Raw genomic sequence first — 23,179 nt, 5'->3', positions numbered from 1 at the left:
ATCGAGGAATTGTTCCCGCAGAGCCGATTTATCCTTATGGCGTGCAGGGCGGCGTGATCAGAACCGCTGTCTCCGCCCTAGCGGTCGGCGCATGACGAAACGCTGTCCCATCTGGGCCGACGGTTAAATCTGCCGTCCCGTTTTCATCGGGCGGCTCGCGACGGGATGCATTTTTGTCCGGCTCGATCGGTTGCGAAAGCCATCCCAGCCCGCGCCGCTTCAATAGCGGCCGCAAGCGGTGCGTAGGCAGTTCGTCCAGATGCCGTGACCTCGGTTGAAAGGAGGCCGTTTGCGCACTGGCGGCCATTGTCCCAACCGGGATGATCCACGATCGGATAGAGGCATAGCCCCTCCAGCGGAACGCCAGACTGCATTGCCAGGGAAGCTTGGCCAACAACATATTCGAACCAAGTCGCCCGTCGCTCGTTCTCGATACCCGTCTCGGCGATGAGGATCGGCCGGCCGTATCGCGCGAAAGTCTCGCGCAAAATCTTATTGAGGGGCTTGTACAGCGCGTGCCCGATGTCGATCGGCGTGCCCCCATGAATCCACTGGTTGTTGAAGTAATAATTCACGCCGATTATGTCGAGATAGCGCTCGCTTCCCCCGATCTGTGGCCACAACCGGCCGCCGATAAGGTCCCACGCCTGGTATTGCGACTGGCGGTGACCTTCGGCGATACCTCGGTCTTGGGGCCTCGAGGGATGCGCGGTGACATTGATCACCGGCTCGCAGTGAACGAAGCGCGCCCGCTGGTCGACTGCGCTTATTTCGTCCATCGCGGCGATCGCGGCGCGCGCCAGCTGCACTTTCAATTCGAAACCGCGGCCATTGGCAAACGGATTGAGATAGCCCGCATCGCCGCCACCCCAGGAGAAAAACGAGATCTCGTTGACCGGGCAATAGAAGGGAACGCTGTCACACTCCTCGCGCACCAGATTTGCGCAAGCGCGCGCGAACGCGGCGAAGCGATCGACAAAACGCGGCGACCAGATGTCGAGATCGTCCGGCCAGCCATAATGCAGCAGATCCCAGATGACCTGCGTGCCGGTCAGCGCGGCCGCCCGTATCATCGGTCGCACGCTCGACCAGTCATAGCCGCCGGATTTCTCGATCAGGTGCCATCTAAAACCGTCGCGCACTGTGCGGATCCCCAGGCCTAGAAGTTGACGGTAGTCCTCTTCGGCGTAGCGATCGTGGCTGACGGCGGCAATCATGTCGAGACGGTGGCCATTGGTCTCACCTTCCCGCGGCCGAAGCCGATGGGTTGAGCATTCGAAACCGCCCTGCAGAAACGACCGGAACAGACCGGTCGGGCCTGCCGCCTTGCCCTTGCCACAGACATCCGCCAGCAGCCGCTCCCACTGCGGCAAAACCGCCTCGATTGAATAGGTGGTCTCCACCTTCCGCCGTAATGCGGCGCCAAGTGCCTGCCGACGGCGCGTGTCCTGCAACAGAGCCATCACCTGTTCGGCCACGGCGGCGGCACCCCGATAAGGGACGAACAGACCAGATACGCCTTCGTCAATCTGCTGCTTCGCGCCGTTGTCGGGCGTTGCGATCACCGGGAGGGCTGCTGCACCCGCCTCTGCAATGACATGCGGCATGCCTTCGCCGCTTGAAAGCCAGGCAAAGACATCGAATGACGCCATGAGGGCAGGGATATCCTTCCGGTCCCCCAGAAACTGAAGCACACCGCCCAGCCCCCGTTGCGCCGCCAAGGCGTTGAGTTGTATCGCGTAGTCCGGCACGAAGGCGTCGGGTCCGCCAACGATCACGAACCTCGCATGCTTGGCCGCTCTGCTCACCAGGGCGGCGGCTTCGATGAAGTCCTCGACGTTCTTCTTGGGGTCGAGCCGGCCGACCCAGCCAATCAGAACCTCGTCCTCGGCAATCCCCAGAGCCCTACGGGTCGGTCCCCGCAGTTCGGGATCGAACGCCGAGAGGTCGACCATCGAGGGAATCTCCAGCGCATCATGCTCGCGTCCCGGCATCCGCGATGCGGCGGCGTCGCGGATGGAACGGCATACGCCGACGTAGCGTGTCGTCAAATGTTTGGGGCCCGCCAGTGCTTCAGAAACGAGCCCGCCATGTTCGATCAGCGGCGGGCGAAGATGCAGACGCTCCAATGCAGGATAGATATCCGCGACGTTCTGACAGGAGACGACGACGTCGTAGATTGAGATCTTCCCGGCAAGATAGGCGACCGTGTCGCTAAACGACAAATCGTAAGGCGTGGTGTCGACGTCGATCCCGAGCGAGCGGAGCTGTACATGGGTCTGCTCGGGCATGCCGGGCTTTTTGAAGCAAGCCACGACGTCGATGCGGTAACGACGGCGATCAAGGTGTTTGGCTAGCAGCCGCACTTCAGTCTCTTCCCCGCCGACGACCAGCCAGGCGAAGACGAAGAGGATCCGGATGGGAGTCGGTTCGATGGTCATTCGCCAACCTTGAAGACGACCTGCAGGAACTCCGGTCGGTTCTCGACCAGATCGGCGAGGAAGGATGGCGCCTCCTCGATAGGGACAACGTGGGTGACCATGTTCTCACGGATCATCGCTCCGTCCGAGGCAAGGAGGTCGACCGTCGCGCGCGCAAGCCGGCGTCGATCCCAGAGAGGAGCGAGCCCACGGGGAACGCGGTTGATTTGAGCGCACCGTATGTTCAGGCCATTGTGGTGGAATTCTTCGCCAAGCCGCAAGGCATCCGCCCCGTGCTGGTAGAAGGCAAGGTCGATCACGGTACCCTGCGGCCGCAAAGCTTTGAGCGCCGTATGCAAGCTGCCGGGATGAGCTCGTGTCTGAAACGCGAGATCGGCGCCGCGCCCCATCGTTCCGTCGTGCCAGCGCGCCTTGGCATGCTTCCAAGCCTGATCTTCCGTCATCGCCGTCAGCCCCATCGCCTCCGCTTTTTTCCGGCGAAAGTCGGACGGGTCGGTGATCACCACGTCGGCGGCGCCGAGCATCCGGGCAAAGAGTGCCGTCATCAGCCCGACGGTGCCGGCCCCGAGAACGATCACAGGACGACCGGCGACACCCGCACCGAGTGCAGGGACATTCGCCCCGAACGTTTCCGCGTCGGCATGGAGGATCCCGTTGGCGGCGATCGGTCCCATCTGGGCGACAAAGATGCCGAGCAGGGGGTCGAGATCCGGGGGCATCTGGACCAGGAGATCGTGAAACGGGTCTGCCGTATGACCGGTCTTGTGACCATAGCTCGCCGCGAGCACCGCGTTCTCGGAGAAACCATATGCACGGGACTGCGAAATCCGCGCGACCTCCATGTAGCCGAGGAATGGAACGGGATAATGCAGGTCGGGCTCGTTTTCGATAAAGGCGCCGCGACCGCCATCGAAGCGGGAACGGAAATAGGGATTGGTGTTCTTCAGGAAGGTCAGTTCGGTGCCCGCAGACAGACCAGTGAAGAGCGTGTCAAGCCGCAACTGGCCGTCGGCCGGAGGGCCTTCCTCATACTCGAAGAAATAGGCCCGGCCCTGTGCCTCGACGCCAAGCGAGCGGATCTTGCGATGGCCGGGTGGAAGCCCCTCCGGTGCCGGCGGCCGCGGCTGCGCCTGCAGCGGCGCTGGTTGAGCCCGTCTTATCCCGGAGGGATCGAGGTGCACGACCGACCCACTACGGGCCGAGGACACCACGCCCAGGGCAAGGCGGTGAGTTGCCACGGCATCGCTATAGGGGCATCGGATGCGGTTTTCGCCCCCGCGCACGGCATCGATAAAATCGCGGTCCTCGCGCCAGACCGGATCACCGTCGGCGATGCGCACGGGGCGTCCTCGTCCGACATCGACCATGATCTCCCGGTCGGTCAGCTCGATCGCCAGCCTATCGGCAAAGATGTGCAGGCCGACCCGATGGCTCCAGCCGAGAAGGCAGGTGGAAGCTATATTGGCGACCACGCCCGTTTCAAAGGTGAGGCTCGCCGTCGTCACCGTCGGTACGTCCAGGCCTGGAAATTCCGGTCTGTCCTTGTAGCCGGTGCGCCCGTAGACTTCCGTGACGTCTCCGATGAGCCACCGGGCGAGATCGAGGAGATGGGTTGCCTGTTCGACCATCTGACCGCCCGATTTGCCCTCTTTCCACCACCATTCCGGCGGGGGTGTCGAGTCCAGCCAATAGCCTGATAGAAGCTGCGCGGGATTGTCCGCCAACAGGCTTTTGGCCTCGTCGACGATATCGAGATACCGCCAATGATAGCCGACCGCCGTTATGAGGTTGGCGTTGGCTACCCCCGCGGCGATGTCTTCGGCCTGCGCCAGTCCCAGCGACACCGGCTTTTCGACAAAAAACGGCATGTGGCGCTGGATGAGATCGCGTTCGGGCTCGCCATGGGCAAAAGGCGGAATGCAGATATAGACCGCATCAAGCTGTTGGGTAGCGAGCATTTCGCGATGATGACCGAATGATCTCGCCCCAAATCGCATCGCCGCCTCGTCGGCCCGGCCAAGATCGGGGTCGGCAAAAGCCACGAGTTCGACATCGTCGAAGCTCGCCAGAATGTCCAGGTGCCGGCGGGCGATACCGCCGACACCGATGAAGCCCAGCCGTGTTTTTTCCATGGAAGTGTCCTTTTGTATTTGATCCTTCGGCTGGGTGAGGAACCGCTCGTAGACGGCCCCGGTCTCGGCAGCCATTCGAAGGACGGAAAAGTCCCGTTTGAAACGTTCAAGGCCGGCCCGGCCGCTTTCCGCCAGACGATGAGGATCGGCGAGCGCTTGATGGATGACGGCAGCAATCGCTGCGGGATTACCCGGCTCGGTGAAAAAGGGATGATCGTCGCCGAGCGCCTCCACCGTCCCGCCAATGCGTGTTGCAATGACGGGCACGGCAAGCGACATGGCCTCCAAAACGGCCAGCGGAAGGCCCTCGAAATGCGATGTAAGAATGAAGAGATCAGCGATTGCCATGAGCTCGGCGACATCGGATCTGTGCCCCAGAAACTGGACGTGATCGCCCACGTCCAACTCCGCGGCCAGGGCAGTGACGCATTCTTCCTCGGGGCCTGTCCCAACGAACAGCAAAACAACAGAAGGATGGTCCTTCAAGACGGCCGGCAAGGCGCGCACCAGCGACGCCTGGTCTTTCTGCGCGGTGAAGCGGGCGACCGTCAAAAGGACGGTTTTTCCGACAAGGCCCAGCTCCTGCGCAAAAGCGGTGGCGGACCTCACAGGCAGAAGCGGGAAGATACCGTTTCGAACCACCGTCATAAGCGAGGGCGCAATCCGTGCCTCGCAGAAGCTTCGCCGTGAGGCCTCGGAGACGACGATGCGATGCGCCAATCTCTCGGTTTCGCGTCGATAACACTCGATCTGTTCAGGGTCGTTTAGAAGATATGGGAGATGCTCGGTGCGGATGATCGGGATGACGCAGGCATCGGCCGCCGCGGCCAGATCGTGCCCTTCCCATCCGATCCCCGCGTGGACGTGCAGGATATCGACGCTCGACCTCGACAGCCACTCGTGAAACTCGCCGACATCCTGGATCAGCTTGACCGCAAGCCCGCAGCGCGCCGCGCGCGCCAACAAGCCCATCCGATCCTCGGCCATCACCGCGATGGTGACATTCCAGCGGTCGCTCAAACCGCGGCCGAGCGCGAGCATGTGTTCGCCCATCCCGGAGGGATTGAAGCTATCAGTTGCCAGAAGGACGTGGGGCTTTTTAGTCATGCTGGGCGCCGGCAAGGGCTCTTCTGGTTCCATGGCGATCCCGCAGGCGCCGGTATGTCGCCAGCGCCTGGCCGACGACCTGATCCATATTGTAGTACTTGTAGGTGCCAAGCCGCCCGACGAAGGTGACGTCGACGCGCGTACGCGCCAGGGTCTCGTATTGTTTGTAAAGCGCCTGGTTTTCCGGGCGCGGGATCGGATAGTAGGGCTCTCCCTCCGCACTCGCATATTCATAGCTGATACTGGTCCTCGGATGGACCTGGCCGGTCAGGTGCTTGTATTCCGTGACGCGCGTATAGGGAACATCCTCCGAAGGGTAGTTTATGACGGCGACTGGCAACAGACGCCGCACATCATGCGTTTCGTGGGTGAATTTGAGACTGCGATAGGGCAGCCGCCCGAAGCAGTGGCCGAAATATTCGTCGATGGGACCCGTGAAGATCGTATGGTCAGCCAGGCCCTCACGCCTGAGATCGGCGAAATCCGTGCCGACCAACACCGTGATATTGTCGTGGTTCAGCATCCGTTCGAACATTCGGGTGTAGCCACCAAGCGGCATGGCCTGAAACCGATCCAGGAAGTAGCGGTCATCGGTATTGGTCCGGGTCGGGATACGGGCCGTCACCGATCGGTCGAGTTCGGAGGGATCGAGCCCCCACTGCTTGCGAGTGTAGCCTTCGAAGAAGGTCCGATAAAGCTCCGCGCCAACCTGCGATATCACCACGTCGCGCGATGTCTTCAGCGGATCGCAAGGCTCCGCTCGGTCCGCCAAAAAACGTGCCGCCTCTGCGTCGCTGGCCAGATCGAGGTTATAGAGCGCATTGAGTGTCGTGCGATTGATCGGGATTGGAAGGCGCAGATCGCCGACCTGGGCAAGCACTCGATGTTCGTAGGGCCGCCATGCCGTGAAGCGGGAAAGATAGGCAAAGACATCCTCGCTGTTGGTATGGAAGATATGCGGGCCATACTTGTGGACCAGGATCGCCGCCTCATCGTAGTGATCGTAGGTGTTGCCGCCGATATGGGGCCGCCTGTCGCAGACAAGGACCTTTTTGCCCCCATCGGCCGCGAGGCGCTCGGCAAGAACCGATCCGGCAAATCCCGCGCCGACGATCAGATAGTCGTAGGTATCCGAAGGCGCCCGGCGCGAGGTTCCGACGCGAAATCTTTCAGGAAGGGCGGCAGAAACGATTTTTTGCGCCGCCGCCTGTTCGACAAGCGCGGACATTCTGCGAAAGGTGCTGTCCCAGGACGATTGCGCCAGAACCCCGTCCACCGCTTCCAACCATGCAGCGTCGGAGCGGGACAACAAGAGCGCGGCGTCGCAGGCCTCGGCAAAGGCCTCGGCGCCGTTTGCCAAGAACACTCCCGGCACGTCGCCGTAACCGCGAACGACATCGACGATTTGCGTTCCAACCACCGGCCGGCCGGCGGCGAGATATTCGGGCGTCTTGGTAGGGCTGATGAAACGCGTAGCCTCGTTCAGTGCGAACGGCATCAGCGCGGCCTGCCAGCCCGAAAGATATGCCGGAAGATCGGCATAGGCCTTTTGTCCGAGATAATGGATATTCTCGCCCCGGGGCAGATCGTCCGGCGAAATCTTCACAATCGGCCCCAAGAAGACGAAGGAAAGATCAGGCCGAGCCGATGCGACGCTGCCGATCAGGTCGAGGTCGAGCCTTTCGTCAATCACCCCATAGTAGCCGAGGCGAGGCTGAGGAATACCCGCCTGGTCGGCTGGATCGGGCAAAGGGCATCGAGCAGCGTGGAAGTGCTGCATATCGACCCCCGACGGGAACGGATGGATGTTGTCGTGTTGGCCCCGTCTTGCCTCATAAAGGCTGAGACCGCCGGTGAAAACGACATCGGCACAGGCCATCAGCGCCTGCTCGCAGGCCTTGAGATTGGCCGGTGCGAATTTGAAGTTCGCGAGTTCGTCCATACAATCATAGATAACCGCGACGGCGTCGACATGCCGGGCAAAGCCAAACATCAGCGGCGTATAGAACCAAAGGATTGGACGTTTGCCGCCGTGGAGCAGGATCAGCTCGTCCAGCAGTCTGCGAAGGGCGGCATCTCGTTCGGCCTCGTTCCACCAATGTGGGATTCGCGGGCGGACCGCCCTGACACTCGTTCCTTCGAAGGGATGAACCTCCAGATAGGCGAGATGGTGGTCGGTCGGGATAAACTCCTCGAAATAGAAGACCGGCCGCTCGCGCGAAAACCGTTCCATCAGATGCTGCGGCCTCTGGAGCACAAAGTCCCATCTTAGATGCGAAAAACAAATAAGCGGCGCGTGATCCAACAAGCTATTGTCGGACAATTGCGGGATGGAATTCAGCAGGTTCATCGAGGACCTCGCAATGACGATGATCCCGAACCGCGAATGGCGACGAATGTTCCCGGAGGCCGTTATCTGGCTGACCCGCCAATGAAGGACTTGAGCTTTCGCAGGCTGTGCGGCCACGTCCAGTTGGCCAGAACGACCTGGCGCGGCTTGAACGTTGCGAGCCGGCCCAGCATGTCGCGAATGCCTTCGTGAAATTTCTCGGGCGAGGCCACTCGACCCGTCTCCGGGGTGATAAATTGCAACCCGCAGCGCAGCTGGCTGTTGGCGAGGACGGGTATTCCGGCCAACATGTATTCCGTCAGGATCGCCGGTGCGCCGTCATCGATGCCGCAAACCACGCCGATGCGCGCCTGGTTCATCAGCCTGTTCACTTCCTCAAACGGCACGCCGGGCGGGTCGATGAAGTCGACATTGATGCCGAGTTCGCCGACCTCGCGACGCAATGTGCCCATCATCTCGCCGTAGCCGCAGACGCAAAGGGCGCGCATCGAACGCGGAAGCTTGGCAAGGGCCTGAAACAGGATGTCGTGGCGCTTATAGGCTTGCGCGGCAGCAACGTAGATCACATCGTAGGTCTTCGGCATGTCGATCGGCCTGAAGGTAAGTTCTGACGCAAACTCGGGTCCAATCGGCATGATGATCGTCGGTATCGTCGGATGGCGCGAGCGCACCACCTCGGACTGCCATTGCGAGCCGGTGAGAACGAGGTCGAAATGCCGGCTCACGTCAAAGGGAACGCGCAAGGCGGGTGCGTCGATCGAGTTGTAAATCTTGAAACTGTCGCGGCATGCCAACAACACGTCTTCACTCACCCCGAGGCCCCAGACGCAGAGGATCGACGGCGGCCCGAAGGCCGCAATGTGCCCGAGCATGTCATTGGAAGAAAACGGCGCTTCGGATCCGTTTGCCTGAAATGCGCGGCGCATCAGGAACGGGCTGGCGCCAGGCTGTTCAATGGGCGGTGTCGCGCCATGCCAATGTGTCCAGACCTCGGCGCAGTCCACAAGGCCAGCTTTGAGAACGGCAAGCGGAAGCCGCTCGATGTAGCCGCCGATCACCTCGAGGTTCGGGCCCCGATGAGCGGGTCGAGGACCAGGTCCTCTGTTGCCTGCAAGCCACTGTTGGCAAAACCAAGCCGGGGTCTGGAGCTGCGTGTTTTCACGATTTCCGCCCTGGAAATCGCTGATGATGACTATTCGGCGTAGCGCTCTCGGCGCTGCTGGCAATAATGGCATCGACGTCCCGCAGCATAATATCTGCAGCCCGAACCGTGCGATTGCACATAATGTTCCCACCTTGTCGCACTGCCGCCCACTGCTCGAACCGGAGCGGTCTACGCGAGACATTGTTGTGGGCGACGGTTCCGGCTTTTCCTGCCGACAGCATATGCTCTCTTGTCGCTGCGGTTACGGCCGTCGTGCCTCACCTGTTCTAAGGCGCGCACACGACTGACTTTGGACGACCAAAAACGTCACTTAAATCCGTCGTTCATCCGGCTCCGAACGAGCTCAGTTTCTCCAGAAGCGCTTCTGAAATCTCGAACTGGCGCGCCGTTCCACGACCCATCGAGTTCTTCACGATCGTCTCGTCGAGCATCCCCCGTTTCACCAAGAGATCGACCGTCTCCTTGACGCCGGTGCGTGTCAGAGCGGTAATTTCCATGATACTGGAAAGGGTTAACTTCTGGTGTGCCTGGTTCATGCTGTAGAGGACAGTCATCATGCCGACCTGTTTCAGCCTTGCCTGAGGTGTCTCGTCTTCGAGGGGATGATCGAGGATTTCGTGCAGGATGAGACCTGAGAAAGCCAGATTACGCCATTGGGTTTCAAGTGCTCTTGTCATGCCATTTTACTGTGTTATATAAATCAGTATAGATTGTTCTACAGGCAAGCCACCTCTTCCGCAACCGGATGTCCTCTGGAGGGTCGTGCTCATGAAAAACCTTCTGTTCAACTCGGTCGTCGCGGCCTGCTGCCTGGCGCCACCCTACCTTACTTCACCTGGCAGGGCGCAAGCAAATGAGTGGGGCTGCGAGGTTATCCTGTGCCTTTCCAACCCCGGAGGCCCAACGCAGTTCGCGGCATGCCGGCCGTCGATCCAGAAACTGTGGCGTGAGCTTGCCGAGGGGCATTCCTTCCCGACATGCAGCGGCGCCACCTTCCACAGTTCGCGCCCGGGCTATGAGCCCTATTACTGCGAAACCGGATACCGGCTGAAGACCGATTATGGTCCGCGCGGGCAAGAAACCATCTGCGTGTCGGCGGCCCTCCAGCCAGTGAGCGACGCGTTATGCCCCAATGTCGGTGAGAGCCGGAGTTCCGGCAACGGCTCGGTTCTGTCGCCGCGATGGCAACGGTCGGATGGAGGACGCCGATGCATGGGCTATCCGACGGCCCGCCCGAAGGTGAGATCGCAGCCCCACTATGTCGACGTGACGATCGATGGGATGGCGACGCAACGGGTCTGGTACTGATCGATGGCCGTCACTTTCATGGATCTCGCCCAGGATTGCGCGCCCATGGTGGAGGTTAGGACGCTCGCCGCCGTCATCAGTCTCGAAAGTGGTTTCAAGCCTTTCGCCATTCGTATCAACAGCGGCCCGCCGCTTGAGCGTCAACCCGCATCTAAGGCTGAGGCAATTGAAATCGCGACCTCTCTCGTTGCCAATCGTCAGGACATTCAGATCGGTCTGGGCGGCATTGGCGAGGCGGAACTGCGCAGGCTCAAGCTGTCGATTTCGGATGCGTTCGATCCCTGTATGAACCTCAAGGCGACGGCCACCCTGCTCGACGGCTATTATCGCCTTGCCTTGCGTTTCGGCGCCGATGCGAAGCAGGCCGAAACAGTGATGCTTCAGTCCTATTACGGGCATGACGATCCGTCTGTTGGCAAGATGGTCAAATATGACGAGCAGGTCCGCCAGGAAATGGGGCGACTGCCTGCCAGCCTGGCGTCTCTCGCCATCGTCGAGCCGCGCGACGAAGCGCCTCGCGCTGAGCCGCCATCCAGCCGGGAAGCGTCCCCGGTTGAACAATTCCTTCCCCAATCCGGTGAAGCCGCATCGTGGGACGTCTTCAACGCCCGGCGGTCATCCCAGGTTCTCGTGTTTCAAAAAACTCAATCGGAGCAAAGCCAATGATCTCGAAAGCAAACCTTCGCCCTGTGGCGGCCCCTCTCCTGTTGGCCGCCGCCATCGTCGCCTGCCTGGCGGAGCCTGCCTTTGCCCAGGCAGCCGGCGTCGAAACCGTCCTGCAGAATATCGTCGACATGCTGACCGGCAACATCGCCCGGCTGCTCGCGGTCATCGCCGTCATCATCATCTGCATCGCCTGGATGTTCGGCTACATGGATCTGCGCCGCGCCGGCTTCTGGATCATCGGCATCGGCGGGATTTTCGGCGCGACGGAACTCGTCAATACGATCGTCGGAAGCTGATCATCATGCCGACCGCCGCGATTGAGGAGGATATCCTGTTCCTTGCCTGCACCCGCCCGGCGATGATCGCCGGCGTGACGATGGAGGCGATGGGCGTGAACGTCATGCTGACGACGATCCTCTACATCACCGCGGGATCGATTGCCTACGCGCTTGTCGGCGTGGTCTTCCATTTCATATTCCGGACGCTCGTCAAGCACGACCACAACATGTTCCGGATCCTGATCTCCTGGATCGAGACACGTGGCCGGTCGCGCAACGCGGCCTATTGGGGCGGCGCCACGCTCTCGCCCCTGACGCTCGCCAGGCGCTTTGACGAAAGGGATTTGAGCCTTGCCTAGCATCGCAACGCTCCGCTCGCGTGAACTCGGGCCGGAAACCTTCATTCCGCACGTCCGTCATGTCGATGAGACAACGATCGCACTCGAATCCAGGGCGCTGATGGTGATGCTCGCGCTCGATGGCATATCCTTCGAGACTACCGATGTCCTCGATCTCAACAGTCTGCACCGGGACCTCAATACGCTCTATCGCAACATCGCCGACGAGCGCCTGGCGCTCTGGACACATGTCATTCGCCGTCGCGACAACGACTATCCGGGCGGAGAGTTCGCCAATTCTTTCTCGCAGGGGCTGAATGCAAGATACCGCCAACGCATGATCGGAGAGGATCTGTTTCGAAACGACCTTTACCTCTCGCTTGTCTGGCATCCGGGCCGGGATCCGGCCGAAAAAGCAGCCAACTTCCTTTCGCGCCTGCGCAGGGCGCGCCGCAACTGCGTCGAAGTCGACGGGGATGCCCTGAAGCACCTGCAGGACAAAGTATCCGACGTGACCGCAGGGCTGAAACGCTTCGAGCCTCGGGTGCTGACCCTCTACGAGCAGGACGACATCATCTTCTCCGAACCGAGCGAGGTCCTGCATCAGATCGTCGGCGGCCGGCGAGAGCGCGTTCCGTTGACGGAGGGCCGGATATCCTCGGCGATCTATTCCGATCGGGTGATCTTCGGGCGCGAGACCATCGAGATCCGTCATGAGGCCGAAAGCCGCTATGCCGGCATATTCGGGTTCAAGGAATATCCGGCGACGACCCGCAGCGGCATGCTCGACGGCATCCTGACGGCGCCGTTCGAGCTCATCCTGACGCAGTCTTTCGCATTCGTCTCGAAAGCAGATGCGCGCACGATCATGGGGCGCAAACAGAACCAGATGGTGAGCGCCGGCGACAAGGCGGCGTCGCAGATCGAAGAGCTCGGCGATGCCATGGACGACCTTGAATCGAACCGCTTTGTGCTTGGAGAGCACCATCTGGCGCTGTCGGTCTTTGCGCCTTCGGTGAAGGAGCTTGCCGACCACATGGCGAAAGCACGCGCCTATCTCACCAACGGCGGGGCGGTCGTCGCCCGCGAGGATCTCGGGCTCGAGGCGGCCTGGTGGGGGCAGGTGCCGGGCAATTTCCGCTATCGCGCAAGATCGGGCGCCATCACGTCGCGCAATTTTGCAGCGCTCGCCCCCTATCATTCCTACCCCACCGGCAAGAAAGACGGCAACGAATGGGGACCGGCCGTCGCCATGCTGAAGACTGCCTCCGGCTCGCCCTTCTATTTCAATTTCCACCATAGCGACCTTGGCAACACCTTCGTCTGCGGCCCGTCGGGCACCGGCAAGACGGTGCTCTTGAACTTCATGCTCTCCCAGCTCGAAAAACATGATCCCCACATGGTCTTCTTCGACAAGGATCGAGGAGCTGACCTCTTCGTGCGGGCCGCGGGTGGCACTTACCTGCCGCTTCGAAACGGTGTTGCCACCGCCTGCGCGCCGTTGAAGGCACTTGAACTCACGCCAGAGAACAAGGTGTTCCTCGCCCGCTGGGTCGGCCAGCTGGTCGGATCGGCAAAGCGCGAACTGACGGTCTTGGAGCTGCGTGACATCGCCTCGGCCATCGATGGCCTGGCGGACCTGCCGGTCGAAAGACGCTCGATCGGCGCCTTGCGCACTTTCCTCAACAACACCGATCCCGAAGGCATCGCCTCACGGCTCAGGCGCTGGGAGAGAGGAGGGCCGCTCGGCTGGGTGTTCGACAACGAGACCGATGACATCGGGATCGGCGCCAGGTTCATCGGATACGACATGACCGACTTCCTCGACAACGAGGAAATCCGCACCCCGTTGATGGCCTATCTGTTCTTCCGCATCGAGCAGCTGATCGACGGGCGGCGCATCATCATCGTCATCGACGAGTTCTGGAAGGCCCTGCAGGACGAAGGTTTTCGCGATCTCGCCCAGAACAAGCTGAAGACGATCCGCAAGCAGAACGGCCTGATGTTGTTTGCGACCCAAAGCCCGCGCGATGCGATCGTCTCGCCGATCGCCCACACGATCATCGAGCAGTGCCCGACGCAAATCTTTCTGCCCAATCCGCGCGGCGACCATGCCGACTACGTCGACGGGTTCAAACTGACGGAGCGCGAGTTCGAGCTTCTCTCCCGCGAACTTTCGGTCGAGAGCCGGCGCTTCATCGTCAAGCAGGGTCACAACAGCGTCGTCGCTGAATTGAACCTCACGGGTTTCGACGACGAACTCGACATCCTGTCAGGCCGCACCGCGAACGTCGAACTCGCCGAGGCGATCCGGGCGGAGATCGGCGACGGGCTCGAAGACTGGCTACCGGTGTTTCAGCAAAGAAGGAGAACAGATTGATGGAAAGGGTCAGAATAGGGTTTGCGCTGGCGATGATGGTTGCTTTGTTGCCAGTTGGAACGGCATTCGCACAGGGCATTCCGGTCATCGATGAGACGGCGATCGCTAAGCAGATCGAGAGCATCACCCAGCTGAAATCCCAGCTCGACACGCTCAATCAGCAGCTCCAGCAGGCGCAGCAGCTTTACTCGTCACTGAACAAGCTTACCAACATGGCCGATGTCGCCGGTCTGCTGAACGACCCGTCGATCCGCAAGGCATTGCCGCAGGATTTCAATGCCATTGAAGGCTTGCTCAAAGGGTCTGGCAGCGGTGTCTTCGCCACCTCCGCCTCGAAATTCCTCGAAGAAAATTCGACCTATCGTACCAGCGCCAATGATTTCTATGCGCAGGAATTGGCTCGCGCCCAGAACCAGAATGCCGGCCAGATGAGCCTCGGCCAGCAGATCTACGATGCCGCCACCAAGCGCATCGACGGTATCGATCAGCTGCGCCAGCAGATCTCGGGTGCCGCGGATGCCAAGGATATCGCCGATCTTCAGGCACGCCTGCAGGCCGAAACCGCCTTTCTGCAAACCGATGTGCTGCGCATGCAGGCTCTGCAGATGGTCCAGCAGGCACAGGTTCAGGTCGACGACCAGCGCAAGGCCGAGGATTGGCGCAAGCGCCTGGATGCCATGGGCGAGGCGCTCAAATGAAACATCTGCTTCTTGGCATCGCCGCGCTCCCGCTTTCTGGCTGCTTCGGCCAAGGCAACAAGATCTATACCGTCGACGAACTCATGGCTGATCAGACCCTGCTGTCAAAGGTCATGAGCGAATGCCGCAACAATCCCGGGGCCCTGCGCCAGACGCCGAATTGCCAAAACGCGGAGGCGGCCGACTGGAAGCTGCGGCTTGAACGTATGAAGACATCGCTTGGAGGCTGAGCCATGTATCAGGTCTTCAGCTTCGTCGATGGCCAGTTCAAGTCACCGCTCGAGAATTTCATCTCGTCGGGCACGTCGAACATTGCCAGCTGGATCAGTGGCCCGCTGACCGCGGCGCTGACGCTCTACGTCGTGCTCTATGGCTACCTTGTCCTGCGTGGCTCGGTCCAGGAGCCCATACTCGAATTTGCCTTCCGGGCGATGAAGCTTGCGATCATCGTCATGCTGGTGCGAAACGCCAGCGAATATCAGACCTATGTCACCGACATTTTCTTCGAGACGCTGCCCCGCGAGATCTCCCAGGCATTGAACTCGGGGACGGCACCGAGTGCCTCCACCTTCGACAGCCTGCTCGACAAGGGCCAGAAATGTGCTCAGGATATCTGGGCGCGTGCCACCTGGCCCGCCGACATCGTCAACGGCATCGGCGGGATGATGGCCATCGGCGCGAGTTTTACTGTCGCGGCGATCGGCTATATCGTCTCGCTTTATGCCCGGCTGGCGCTCGCCGTCGTGCTGGCCATCGGGCCGATCTTCGTGGCGCTGGCGATGTTCCAGTCCACCCGTCGTTTTACCGAATCCTGGATCGGGCAGCTCGTCAATTTCGTCATTCTCCAGGTCCTGGTCGTCGCAATCGGTTCACTGCTGATCAGCTGTATCGACACGACCTTCACGGCGGTCGAAAGCTATACCGACGTCATGATGCGTCCGGTCGCCCTTTGCGCCATCTGCCTTGCCGCTCTCTACGTCTTCTATCAGCTGCCAGGCATTGCCTCCGCGCTCGCGGCGGGCGGGGCGTCTTTGACCTACGGTTATGGTGCTGCCCGAGACGCACACGAAGGCACGTTTGCCTGGGCGGCCTCGCATGGTGCCCGAGCGGTTGGACGAGGCGCCCGTTCCGTCAGCCGCCGCCTCAGATCCTGAGGAGCCGAATGACGACTTCTCCGCGAAAAACGTTTCAGAGGTTTACGTTCAGATGATCCGCATCTTTTTGTCGCTTTTCCTTACCGCCGGCCTCACGGGCTGTGCTTCGGCCTCCCACCCTTTGCCCAAATGTGACGGCTATTTGCGCCGGCCGCTCAACCGCGCCATGTGGCAATGGGAGGACGACAAGCCTGCCAAGCAGAGTGGCTCTGTCCCGGCGACGGCGGCCGGCCAGGCGACTTCCTATAGCGAAGAGCCGCTGACGGAGGAGCCTGCCGCCTTCGCGCATTTCGACGCCGTCGGTTCCTATCGGCCGTGCCGGGGGCGGTGACATGGTGAGCACGGACAGTCTGAAAGACTATTTCGACAAGGCGCGCCGTTTCGATCAGGATCGGCTGGTCCAGGTAGAACGCTCGGCGCGCATCGCCTGGTCAATCGCGATCGCCGCCAGCGTGCTTGCCGCCACTTCGATCTTCGCCGTTGCCGGCCTGACGCCCTTGAAAACGGTCGAGCCGTTCGTCGTTCGGGTCGACAATTCGACCGGCATCGTCGACGTCGTCTCGGCGCTGACCTCGACCGCCGGCAGCTATGACGAGGCGGTGACGAAGTACTTCGCTGCCAAATATGTGCGCGCCCGGGAAGCCTATGTCTGGAGCGAGGCCGAGGAGAATTTTCGCACCGTCGCGCTCCTCTCGACCCAGCCGGAACAGACGCGCTTTGCGGCGATCTACCGAGGCGGCAATCCGGACTCTCCGCAGAATATCTATGGGCGCAGCGCAACGTCACGCGTCAACATCGTCTCGATCTCGCTGCTCAACGCCAATGTCGTATCGGTGCGCTATACCAGGACGGTCACTCGCGGTGACGACGTCCGGACCACCCACTGGGTTGCAACGCTCACCTTCTCCTATGTCAACGCGCCGATGTCTTCGACCGACCGACTGACCAATCCGCTTGGTTTTGCCGTCAGCGACTATCGCGCCGATCCGGAGGCCATCAATTGAAGCAGAGTTCCCTGATCGTCCTGGCCCTGGCCGCCGGCCTCTCCACTCCGGCGCTGGCACTCGATATCCCGCGCGGTGCGTCGCAGGATAGCCGGGTCCGCTTCATCGACTACCAGCCTTACAACATCACCAAGATCGTCGGCACGTTGCGGTCCTCGGTGCAGATAGAGTTTGCCGCCGATGAGGAGATCGCCCACGTCGCGCTCGGCAACAGCGTCGCGTGGGAAGTGGCGCCGGCCGGCAACATCCTGTTCCTGAAACCCCGCGAAAACCAGCCGGTCACCAACATCTCGGTCGTGACGACCAGGCGGGACGGATCGACCCGCAGCTATCAGATGGAGCTTACGGTGCGCGATGGCACCGTCGAGGCCGGGCAGAACACTTACTTTTATGTGAAGTATCGCTATCCCGCCGACGAGGCCGAACGCCGCAGACTCGAAGCCGCTGCTCGTGCACAAGCGGCTCAGGCCGGCGAAGCGGACAGGGTCCTTGCTCTTCACGAAGCCTATGGGCCACGCAACTGGCGCTATTCGGCTCAAGGCTCCGCGGCACTGGAACCACAGGCCGTCTACGATAATGGCAAGGTCACCACCTTCGCCTTTGCCGGCAACCAGGAAATGCCGGCGATCTACATGGAAAATTCCGACGGCAGCGAGACCCTCGTGCCGAAGTCCGTCGACAGCAATCTGGTGCTTGTGCACGCGATCAGCCGCAAATTCATCCTGCGCAGGGGAGGCGACGTCCTCTGCATCTTCAACGAGGCCTATGATCGTATCGGCATCAATTCCGATACCAATACGACCTCACCCTCTGTCGAGCGCGTCGTGAAGACGCAAGCTGCGACAGGGCAATAGGAGGACGTCATGGCCGAGGAAGACAACAGCACCCACATTCCTGGTGAGCGCGCCGAAACGAGCACGGCTCGGGGCCTCGAGAACAATCCGGCGGTGAGACGTGGCGTGGTGGCGCTGGCGATCGTCGCTTTCGTCGGCTTTGCGCTCTGGTCGATGCGCGGGGAGGAGAAGCCCGCCGACGGGGTCCAGCCCGAGCGCGTCGTCATCCGTCAGACATCCGATTTCGAGCCGGCGAAGGAACCGGTCCAGCCGGTCGCCGCGCCGCCGGAAAACCTCCTGCCAACCCCCGGCATGCCCGAGCAGACGGGCGAGGACGAGAAGCTCCTCGACGCCGCCCGCCGCGCGCCGGTCATCGCCTATGGCGGGAAGCAATCTTCCCAGCCTCATTCTCAAGGCGAGCACGCCAGCGCCGACGCCAGTTCGAACTACGTTGCGCTCGGAAACAGCCCGGGCGGTCTCGGTGCCCAGGCCGAAAACGAGGACCAGCGCTTCAATCGGCTGTTGACACCGACACAGCTGCAGGGCTCGCGGGCCGGCACGCTCGGCAATCGGGACTTCATCGTTGCCATGGGCACCTCCATTCCATGCGTCCTGGAGACGGCATTGTCCTCGGACCAACCCGGGTTCACGAGCTGTGTCATCAACCGCGACGTCCTGTCGGACAACGGCCGGGTCGTGCTGATGGAGAAGGGTACGCAGGTCGTCGGCGAATATCGCGGCGGCCTTCGCCACGGTCAGAAACGCCTGTTTGTTCTGTGGAACCGGGCAAAGACGCCGAAGGGGGTGATCATCACCCTGGCGTCGCCGGCAACCGATGCCCTCGGGCGTGCCGGTGTCGACGGCTATGTCGATACCCATTGGTGGGAGCGTTTCGGCAGCGCCATCCTGTTGTCCATCGTCGGCGACGCCACCTCCTACGCCAACAGCCAGCTGCAGGATAGCGATGTCGAGGCAGACAACACGACGAGCGCCGGCAAGCAGGCCGCGACCATCGCCGTCGAGCAGTCGATCAATATTCCGCCGACACTGTTGAAGCATCAGGGAGAGTTGGTCTCGATCTTCGTGGCACGTGATCTCGATTTCTCGAGCGTCTATCGGCTTCGTGTTACGGAACCGCGCAATCGCATCTACGATCGGGCGGTTCTTGGCGACTTCGCTCCAGCCTCGACCCTGGTCACGAAGTAGCCCGCGATGACAGAGGGTGCCGATTCAGGTGTCGTGCGAGAGCTGCTGGTACCGCTGTCGCCCTTCCTGCGCGACAAGTCGCTCTACGAGATCATCATCAACTGGCCAACTCAGGTGGTGACCGAAGGTGCGGCCGGGTGGCAAACCCACGATCTGCCGGAGCTGTCGTTCGACAAGCTGATGCGTCTCGCGCGGGCTGTTGCGAGCTATTCCAACCAGTCGATCGACGAAACCCGGCCTATCCTCTCGGCAACGCTGCCGGGCGACGAGCGGATCCAGATCGTGATCCCGCCCGCCACGACAAAGGGAACCGTCAGCATCACGATCAGAAAGCCGTCGTCGGTGTCGCTGAGCCTGAACGATCTTGAGCAGGGCGGCTTGTTCGCCGAGGTCGCGAGGCAAGAGACGGACATCTCCTCGGCCGACCGTAGGCTTCTGGAGTTCCTTAGAACAGGGTCCTACCCGGCATTTCTGCGAGAGGCCGTCCACGCGCGCAAGAACATCATCATCTCCGGGGCGACGGGATCCGGCAAGACGACGCTTTCGAAGGCGTTAATCCGCCATATACCTTCCAGCGAACGCATCATCTCGATTGAAGACACGCCCGAGCTCGTGATCCCGCAACCGAACCATGTCCGCCTCTTCTACTCCAAGGGTGGCCAAGGGCTGGCAAAGGTCGGGGCAAAGGATTTGCTCGAATCCTGTCTGCGCATGCGGCCGGATCGCATTCTTCTGCAGGAACTGCGCGACGGCACAGCGTTCTACTACATTCGCAATGTGAACTCAGGCCATCCGGGCTCGATCACCACCGTGCATGCCGACTCGGCCAGGCTGGCATTCGAACAACTGACACTGCTGGTAAAGGAATCCGACGGCGGTCGGGATCTGGGGCGAGACGACATACGCGAGATGCTGAAGATCGCGATCGACGTCATCGTCCAGTGCAAACGCATCGATGGTCGGTTTCGGGTGACCGAAATCTACTATCGTGCCGCCGCCTGAAGAGGCGTTCGCCAGCTCGGTGTGGCTCCAGCGACGGTGAGCGACGACAAATTCAGCGCACAGGCGGTTCCTTCGATAGATCTCCTGGCGACAGACATGTGACTTCGACTTTCCGTCGCCGGTGTGTGGTCTGACTGCCGGCGCAAAGATGAGAGGTTGAAGTAGCGCTCTAAATGGGCGCGCGACGAAGCGGCATAGGCCCGAAAGAGCGATCTTCACCCCCCGGGCCCGGCCGAGCGGTTCGCGGAAGATGAAGGGCCTAACACCGGTCGGAGCAAAAAGCGCGTCGAGGATAGACCATGGACCATACGCGGCAGGGGCGTCTGAAGCATGCCGCGAATGCCAGCATCCTCGATGTCCCCGACATCGAGGTCCGACGGTCGCGTCGGTGATCGGGCTGGCTGCGGGCGGATCGAAACGGTGGAGGAGGGTTCTCGTCACAGGACTAGCGCTCGCCGTGAATCATCATGCTCGAACGCAGTTGATCTCGGCCGACCGCTCACCGACCGCTTTTGCGGTCTCGCGCCACGTCGCGGTGGACGTTGCGACTTCCTTGATGATCGCGCGAGCCTGGGCGAGCGTGAGGGCGAAGAAGGTGTCGGCATTTGCCACCTTCGCACTACAGATTGGACGGATATGTATCACGAAGCTTACAATTGTTCCTGGGTGGAGATGTTCATCGGCCAGCGTCAATGATTCCGACGCCTAAATTTACAGCAACAACGCCTCGACTAGAGTGCGTCGGGGTGGGATCGACGGCAACCCCTAATCAAAGGTGCGCGCGACGTCCATGCGATCCCAGTGGCTACCAGGGCGAGCGGCCGGCCGCGGTTTAACATCGGGGCGCTATCGGAACCACTTATCGCTGCGGCCGCGCATTCCAATGGTCGGTGTTGACTGAAATCAACTATCGCGCCGCTTCAGCAACCTGGATCTCGATGATGCCTGCGGCGATCGTCGAACCGCTGGCGCCGGACTTCCCGGCAAGCCGTACTGACGAGCCGAAGGGCCGGATGCATCGCAGGTCTGCATCAAATGCAGTCAGCTTTAAGCGCTGGCGATGCTGCCTTCTGCTCAATGAGACTGAAGGCCGCGCTGAACGGCACAGGCCGACCGTAGAGGTAGCCTTGGCCATATGGGCAACCCAAGGCCAGGAGAGCCTCCTCCTGTTCGCGGGTTTCAATGCCTTCTGCGACCGTGTCCAGTCCCATATCTCGGCTGAGCCCGATCAGTGCCCGTGTGATCGCGGCATCGTTCGGCCTGCTGCGGATCTGCTGGATGAAGCCGCGATCGATCTTCAGCGTCGTCAGCGGATAACGCTGCAATGAACTGAGCGAAGCATATCCCGTTCCAAAGTCGTCGAAGGCGATGCCAACGCCAAGCTCTCGCAGGGCCGTCATCGCCTCCAGTGAACGATCGTCATCCGCAAGCGCGATCGTTTCGGTGACTTCGAGCTCCAATCCCTCCGGCGCGAGGGACTGCCTTTGAAGTGCACTGGCCACTTTCTGGATGAGATTGGGTGCGCGCAGTTGCCCCGGGAAGAGGTTGACGCCGATCTTGATTTTGTAGCCTGACGCCTGCAGTTCGCTGGCGCGCTTGGCGGCTTCGTCGAGCGTCCACCAGCCAATATCCAAAGCCAATGCGCTCTGATCGAGAGCAGGAAGAAAGGCTCCGGGCGTCAGCAGGCCCCGAGTGGGATGATGCCAGCGGATCAAGGCTTCAAGCCCGATGATCTTTCCGTCGGAGAGCCTTACCTGGGGCTGATAGAAGAGCTCCAGCTCACCTTTACGCATCCCGGCAAGCAGCTCATCGCGCAGTTCGCGCCGCGCCGACGTCTCACTCCGCATGGTGGCGTCATACATCCGGATCGAGTGTCCGCCTGCGGCTTTCGCTCGATACAGGGCGTAGTCGGCACTGGCAATCAGCTCTTCGGCTTCCACCCCGTGGGCGGGTGAAAGAGCAAAGCCGATGCTGGTGCCGAGTTCGAGAACATGTCCGCCGAGTTCAAACGGCTTTGTAAATGCCTGGAGGATAGCATCGGCTTGGGCATAAACGGCGCGCGGGTCGCTTACACCTTGCAACAGCACGGCAAATTCGTCGCCGCCGACGCGGGCGATATGAGCGTCAGGACGCAGCATGTATGGGAGCCTGACACCGATAGCCTGCAAAAGACAATCGCCGACCAAATGTCCGTGCGTGTCGTTGACTTCTTTGAAGCCATCCAGGTCCAAAAGCATGATGGCGGCAGCGTTTCCTGCAGCGAGCGTATCGGCAAGCAGCGTGGAAAAGCGATGACGATTAAGCAGTCCCGTCAGGGTATCCTGGCTCGCCAAGCGCAACAGGCGCCCTTCCTTCTCCCGTCGCTCTGAAATATCGGTGATGACGGCGCCCGCACAGACCCCGTGTTTGCCACGCCAGGTTGATAGGGTGATTTCGATTGGAAATTCCGTGCCGTCCTTCCTGACCGCCGACACCTCGACTGGCCTGCCGCCGAGGTTTGGTTTTTGCCCCGCAGACACCTTTTGCAGCCCTGCCATATGCGCCCCCCGCATTCGCTCGGGGATGATGATAGTGATAGGCTTTCCGGTCATCTCCCCCTTGGCGTAGCCGAACAGCGCGCACGCGGAGGGATTGACGAACTCGATATCCCCGTGGCTGTCGATCGAGATCAGGGACAATTTCGTCGCCTCGGCGAATTTCACCACCGTAAACGGCATGCGCCGCTCCGAGCTGCTTATTGAAGACGATCTGGTTGCCATGAGTGCCTCGTGCATCGTGCCGGGCCTGGTTTCCAAATCATCCCCGTTGGGAAATCTGCCTGCCAAGCAAAATCAACATGGAATACATGCGTGAACATTGACTTAAAGTTGCGTGCATATCGCTGCCGAAGGCCCAGAGGAGCGCAACAAGAGTGCCCCGCGCGTGATGAAGCAAACTGGACTCTTGAACGTCACCCAGCTACTTGCGCGGGCTTCGAACCGGACGCGAACAATGCTCGAGGAAAACACCCAGGAACTACGAACACCGTGTCTGGTCGCGAAGTCGCAGGCGGTGCTCTTGGCTAGCGTCGGACCGAAAGCGGCGGATTTGAAATTCCTTTTGTAAACAGGCGACGGT

General features: G+C 61.0%; 19 protein-coding genes and 1 pseudogene. 13 read left to right on the top strand and 7 right to left on the bottom strand.

Annotated features, from left to right (window positions below; all coding sequences use genetic code 11):
• Nucleotides 1-143: 143 nt before the first annotated feature.
• The 5 genes from U5G49_RS26730 to U5G49_RS26710 all read right to left on the bottom strand — a co-directional run bounded on the left by U5G49_RS26730 (nt 144) and on the right by U5G49_RS26710 (nt 9,872).
• Nucleotides 144-2,441: a glycosyltransferase family 4 protein gene (locus U5G49_RS26730; protein WP_131590998.1), complete on the bottom strand. Its 2,298-nt coding sequence runs from the start codon at nt 2,439-2,441 to the stop codon at nt 144-146.
• A complete protein-coding gene (locus U5G49_RS26725) occupies nt 2,438-5,680 on the bottom strand; it encodes a glycosyltransferase (RefSeq protein WP_165506430.1) in 3,243 nt (1,080 codons plus the stop codon). Before U5G49_RS26725 ends, U5G49_RS26730 begins: the two co-directional genes overlap by 4 nt.
• Nucleotides 5,673-8,030 carry a UDP-galactopyranose mutase gene (gene glf, locus U5G49_RS26720; protein WP_131606296.1) on the bottom strand — a complete coding sequence of 786 codons (2,358 nt, stop codon included), beginning with the start codon at nt 8,028-8,030 and terminating at the stop codon, nt 5,673-5,675. The genes U5G49_RS26725 and glf overlap by 8 nt, the downstream gene beginning before the upstream one ends.
• Nucleotides 8,031-8,092: 62 nt before the next feature.
• Nucleotides 8,093-9,088 (bottom strand): glycosyltransferase family 4 protein, encoded by a 996-nt coding sequence (locus U5G49_RS26715; RefSeq protein ID WP_284200396.1) that lies wholly within the window; start codon nt 9,086-9,088, stop codon nt 8,093-8,095.
• A 430-nt stretch (nt 9,089-9,518) separates the two neighbouring features.
• Nucleotides 9,519-9,872: a MarR family transcriptional regulator gene (locus tag U5G49_RS26710; protein ID WP_131606300.1), complete on the bottom strand. Its 354-nt coding sequence runs from the start codon at nt 9,870-9,872 to the stop codon at nt 9,519-9,521.
• A gap of 91 nt (nt 9,873-9,963) precedes the next feature.
• Between U5G49_RS26710 and U5G49_RS26705 the strand changes: the two genes are divergently transcribed.
• Genes U5G49_RS26705 through virB11 form a run of 13 tightly spaced genes read left to right on the top strand, consistent with a single transcriptional unit; the run spans nt 9,964 to nt 20,062 of the window.
• Nucleotides 9,964-10,503, top strand: a complete 540-nt coding sequence (locus U5G49_RS26705) for a hypothetical protein (protein ID WP_193445243.1) — start codon at nt 9,964-9,966, stop codon at nt 10,501-10,503.
• Between the two features lie 3 nt (nt 10,504-10,506).
• Nucleotides 10,507-11,169 (top strand): lytic transglycosylase domain-containing protein, encoded by a 663-nt coding sequence (locus U5G49_RS26700; RefSeq protein WP_193445242.1) that lies wholly within the window; start codon nt 10,507-10,509, stop codon nt 11,167-11,169.
• Nucleotides 11,166-11,465, top strand: a complete 300-nt coding sequence (locus tag U5G49_RS26695; RefSeq protein ID WP_131606306.1) for a TrbC/VirB2 family protein — start codon at nt 11,166-11,168, stop codon at nt 11,463-11,465. Before U5G49_RS26700 ends, U5G49_RS26695 begins: the two co-directional genes overlap by 4 nt.
• A gap of 5 nt (nt 11,466-11,470) precedes the next feature.
• Entirely contained in the window at nt 11,471-11,806 is a 336-nt protein-coding gene (locus U5G49_RS26690; RefSeq protein ID WP_193445241.1) for a type IV secretion system protein VirB3, read from the top strand.
• Complete coding sequence (locus U5G49_RS26685; protein WP_193445240.1) at nt 11,799-14,165, top strand: VirB4 family type IV secretion/conjugal transfer ATPase; 2,367 nt, start codon at nt 11,799-11,801, stop codon at nt 14,163-14,165. The genes U5G49_RS26690 and U5G49_RS26685 overlap by 8 nt, the downstream gene beginning before the upstream one ends.
• A gap of 32 nt (nt 14,166-14,197) precedes the next feature.
• Nucleotides 14,198-14,863 (top strand): P-type DNA transfer protein VirB5, encoded by a 666-nt coding sequence (virB5, locus tag U5G49_RS26680; protein WP_246289184.1) that lies wholly within the window; start codon nt 14,198-14,200, stop codon nt 14,861-14,863.
• Nucleotides 14,860-15,093: an EexN family lipoprotein gene (locus U5G49_RS26675; RefSeq protein ID WP_193445238.1), complete on the top strand. Its 234-nt coding sequence runs from the start codon at nt 14,860-14,862 to the stop codon at nt 15,091-15,093. Before virB5 ends, U5G49_RS26675 begins: the two co-directional genes overlap by 4 nt.
• 3 nt (nt 15,094-15,096) lie before the next feature.
• A complete protein-coding gene (locus U5G49_RS26670; protein ID WP_193445237.1) occupies nt 15,097-16,017 on the top strand; it encodes a type IV secretion system protein in 921 nt (306 codons plus the stop codon).
• Nucleotides 16,018-16,069: 52 nt separating this feature from the next.
• Complete coding sequence (locus U5G49_RS26665; RefSeq protein WP_115156573.1) at nt 16,070-16,348, top strand: hypothetical protein; 279 nt, start codon at nt 16,070-16,072, stop codon at nt 16,346-16,348.
• A gap of 1 nt (nt 16,349) precedes the next feature.
• Nucleotides 16,350-17,021: a virB8 family protein gene (locus tag U5G49_RS26660; protein WP_115156572.1), complete on the top strand. Its 672-nt coding sequence runs from the start codon at nt 16,350-16,352 to the stop codon at nt 17,019-17,021.
• Nucleotides 17,018-17,875: a P-type conjugative transfer protein VirB9 gene (virB9, locus tag U5G49_RS26655; protein ID WP_193445236.1), complete on the top strand. Its 858-nt coding sequence runs from the start codon at nt 17,018-17,020 to the stop codon at nt 17,873-17,875. The genes U5G49_RS26660 and virB9 overlap by 4 nt, the downstream gene beginning before the upstream one ends.
• A 9-nt stretch (nt 17,876-17,884) precedes the next feature.
• Nucleotides 17,885-19,060, top strand: coding sequence for a type IV secretion system protein VirB10 (gene virB10 / locus U5G49_RS26650; RefSeq protein ID WP_115156570.1), 1,176 nt, complete (start codon nt 17,885-17,887; stop codon nt 19,058-19,060).
• A 6-nt stretch (nt 19,061-19,066) separates the two neighbouring features.
• Entirely contained in the window at nt 19,067-20,062 is a 996-nt protein-coding gene (virB11, locus tag U5G49_RS26645) for a P-type DNA transfer ATPase VirB11 (protein ID WP_115156569.1), read from the top strand.
• A 437-nt stretch (nt 20,063-20,499) separates the two neighbouring features.
• On the opposite strand, the pseudogene U5G49_RS26640 reads toward virB11, so the two are convergent.
• Nucleotides 20,500-20,665, bottom strand: a pseudogene (locus U5G49_RS26640) (type II toxin-antitoxin system HipA family toxin); the annotation flags it as partial.
• 428 nt (nt 20,666-21,093) lie between these two features.
• Nucleotides 21,094-22,779: a putative bifunctional diguanylate cyclase/phosphodiesterase gene (locus U5G49_RS26635; protein ID WP_246289170.1), complete on the bottom strand. Its 1,686-nt coding sequence runs from the start codon at nt 22,777-22,779 to the stop codon at nt 21,094-21,096.
• Nucleotides 22,780-23,179: the final 400 nt, after the last annotated feature.

The sequence above is a fragment of the Rhizobium indigoferae genome (assembly GCF_034554815.1).
Classification (GTDB): domain Bacteria; phylum Pseudomonadota; class Alphaproteobacteria; order Rhizobiales; family Rhizobiaceae; genus Rhizobium; species Rhizobium leguminosarum.
The sequence above is the reverse complement of the archived record's forward strand: the minus strand, read 5'-3'. Positions and strand labels throughout refer to the sequence as shown.

What these genes read in the sequence shown, in the direction of transcription:
- U5G49_RS26730 (WP_131590998.1), bottom strand. Translation starts at nt 2,441, where the DNA reads ATGACCATCGAACCGACTCCCATCCGGATCCTCTTCGTCTTCGCCTGG.
- U5G49_RS26725 (WP_165506430.1), bottom strand. Translation starts at nt 5,680, where the DNA reads ATGACTAAAAAGCCCCACGTCCTTCTGGCAACTGATAGCTTCAATCCC.
- glf (WP_131606296.1), bottom strand. Translation starts at nt 8,030, where the DNA reads ATGAACCTGCTGAATTCCATCCCGCAATTGTCCGACAATAGCTTGTTG.
- U5G49_RS26710 (WP_131606300.1), bottom strand. Translation starts at nt 9,872, where the DNA reads ATGACAAGAGCACTTGAAACCCAATGGCGTAATCTGGCTTTCTCAGGT.
- U5G49_RS26705 (WP_193445243.1), top strand. Translation starts at nt 9,964, where the DNA reads ATGAAAAACCTTCTGTTCAACTCGGTCGTCGCGGCCTGCTGCCTGGCG.
- U5G49_RS26700 (WP_193445242.1), top strand. Translation starts at nt 10,507, where the DNA reads ATGGCCGTCACTTTCATGGATCTCGCCCAGGATTGCGCGCCCATGGTG.
- U5G49_RS26695 (WP_131606306.1), top strand. Translation starts at nt 11,166, where the DNA reads ATGATCTCGAAAGCAAACCTTCGCCCTGTGGCGGCCCCTCTCCTGTTG.
- U5G49_RS26690 (WP_193445241.1), top strand. Translation starts at nt 11,471, where the DNA reads ATGCCGACCGCCGCGATTGAGGAGGATATCCTGTTCCTTGCCTGCACC.
- virB5 (WP_246289184.1), top strand. Translation starts at nt 14,198, where the DNA reads ATGATGGTTGCTTTGTTGCCAGTTGGAACGGCATTCGCACAGGGCATT.
- U5G49_RS26675 (WP_193445238.1), top strand. Translation starts at nt 14,860, where the DNA reads ATGAAACATCTGCTTCTTGGCATCGCCGCGCTCCCGCTTTCTGGCTGC.
- U5G49_RS26670 (WP_193445237.1), top strand. Translation starts at nt 15,097, where the DNA reads ATGTATCAGGTCTTCAGCTTCGTCGATGGCCAGTTCAAGTCACCGCTC.
- U5G49_RS26665 (WP_115156573.1), top strand. Translation starts at nt 16,070, where the DNA reads ATGATCCGCATCTTTTTGTCGCTTTTCCTTACCGCCGGCCTCACGGGC.
- U5G49_RS26660 (WP_115156572.1), top strand. Translation starts at nt 16,350, where the DNA reads ATGGTGAGCACGGACAGTCTGAAAGACTATTTCGACAAGGCGCGCCGT.
- virB10 (WP_115156570.1), top strand. Translation starts at nt 17,885, where the DNA reads ATGGCCGAGGAAGACAACAGCACCCACATTCCTGGTGAGCGCGCCGAA.
- virB11 (WP_115156569.1), top strand. Translation starts at nt 19,067, where the DNA reads ATGACAGAGGGTGCCGATTCAGGTGTCGTGCGAGAGCTGCTGGTACCG.
- U5G49_RS26635 (WP_246289170.1), bottom strand. Translation starts at nt 22,779, where the DNA reads ATGCCGTTTACGGTGGTGAAATTCGCCGAGGCGACGAAATTGTCCCTG.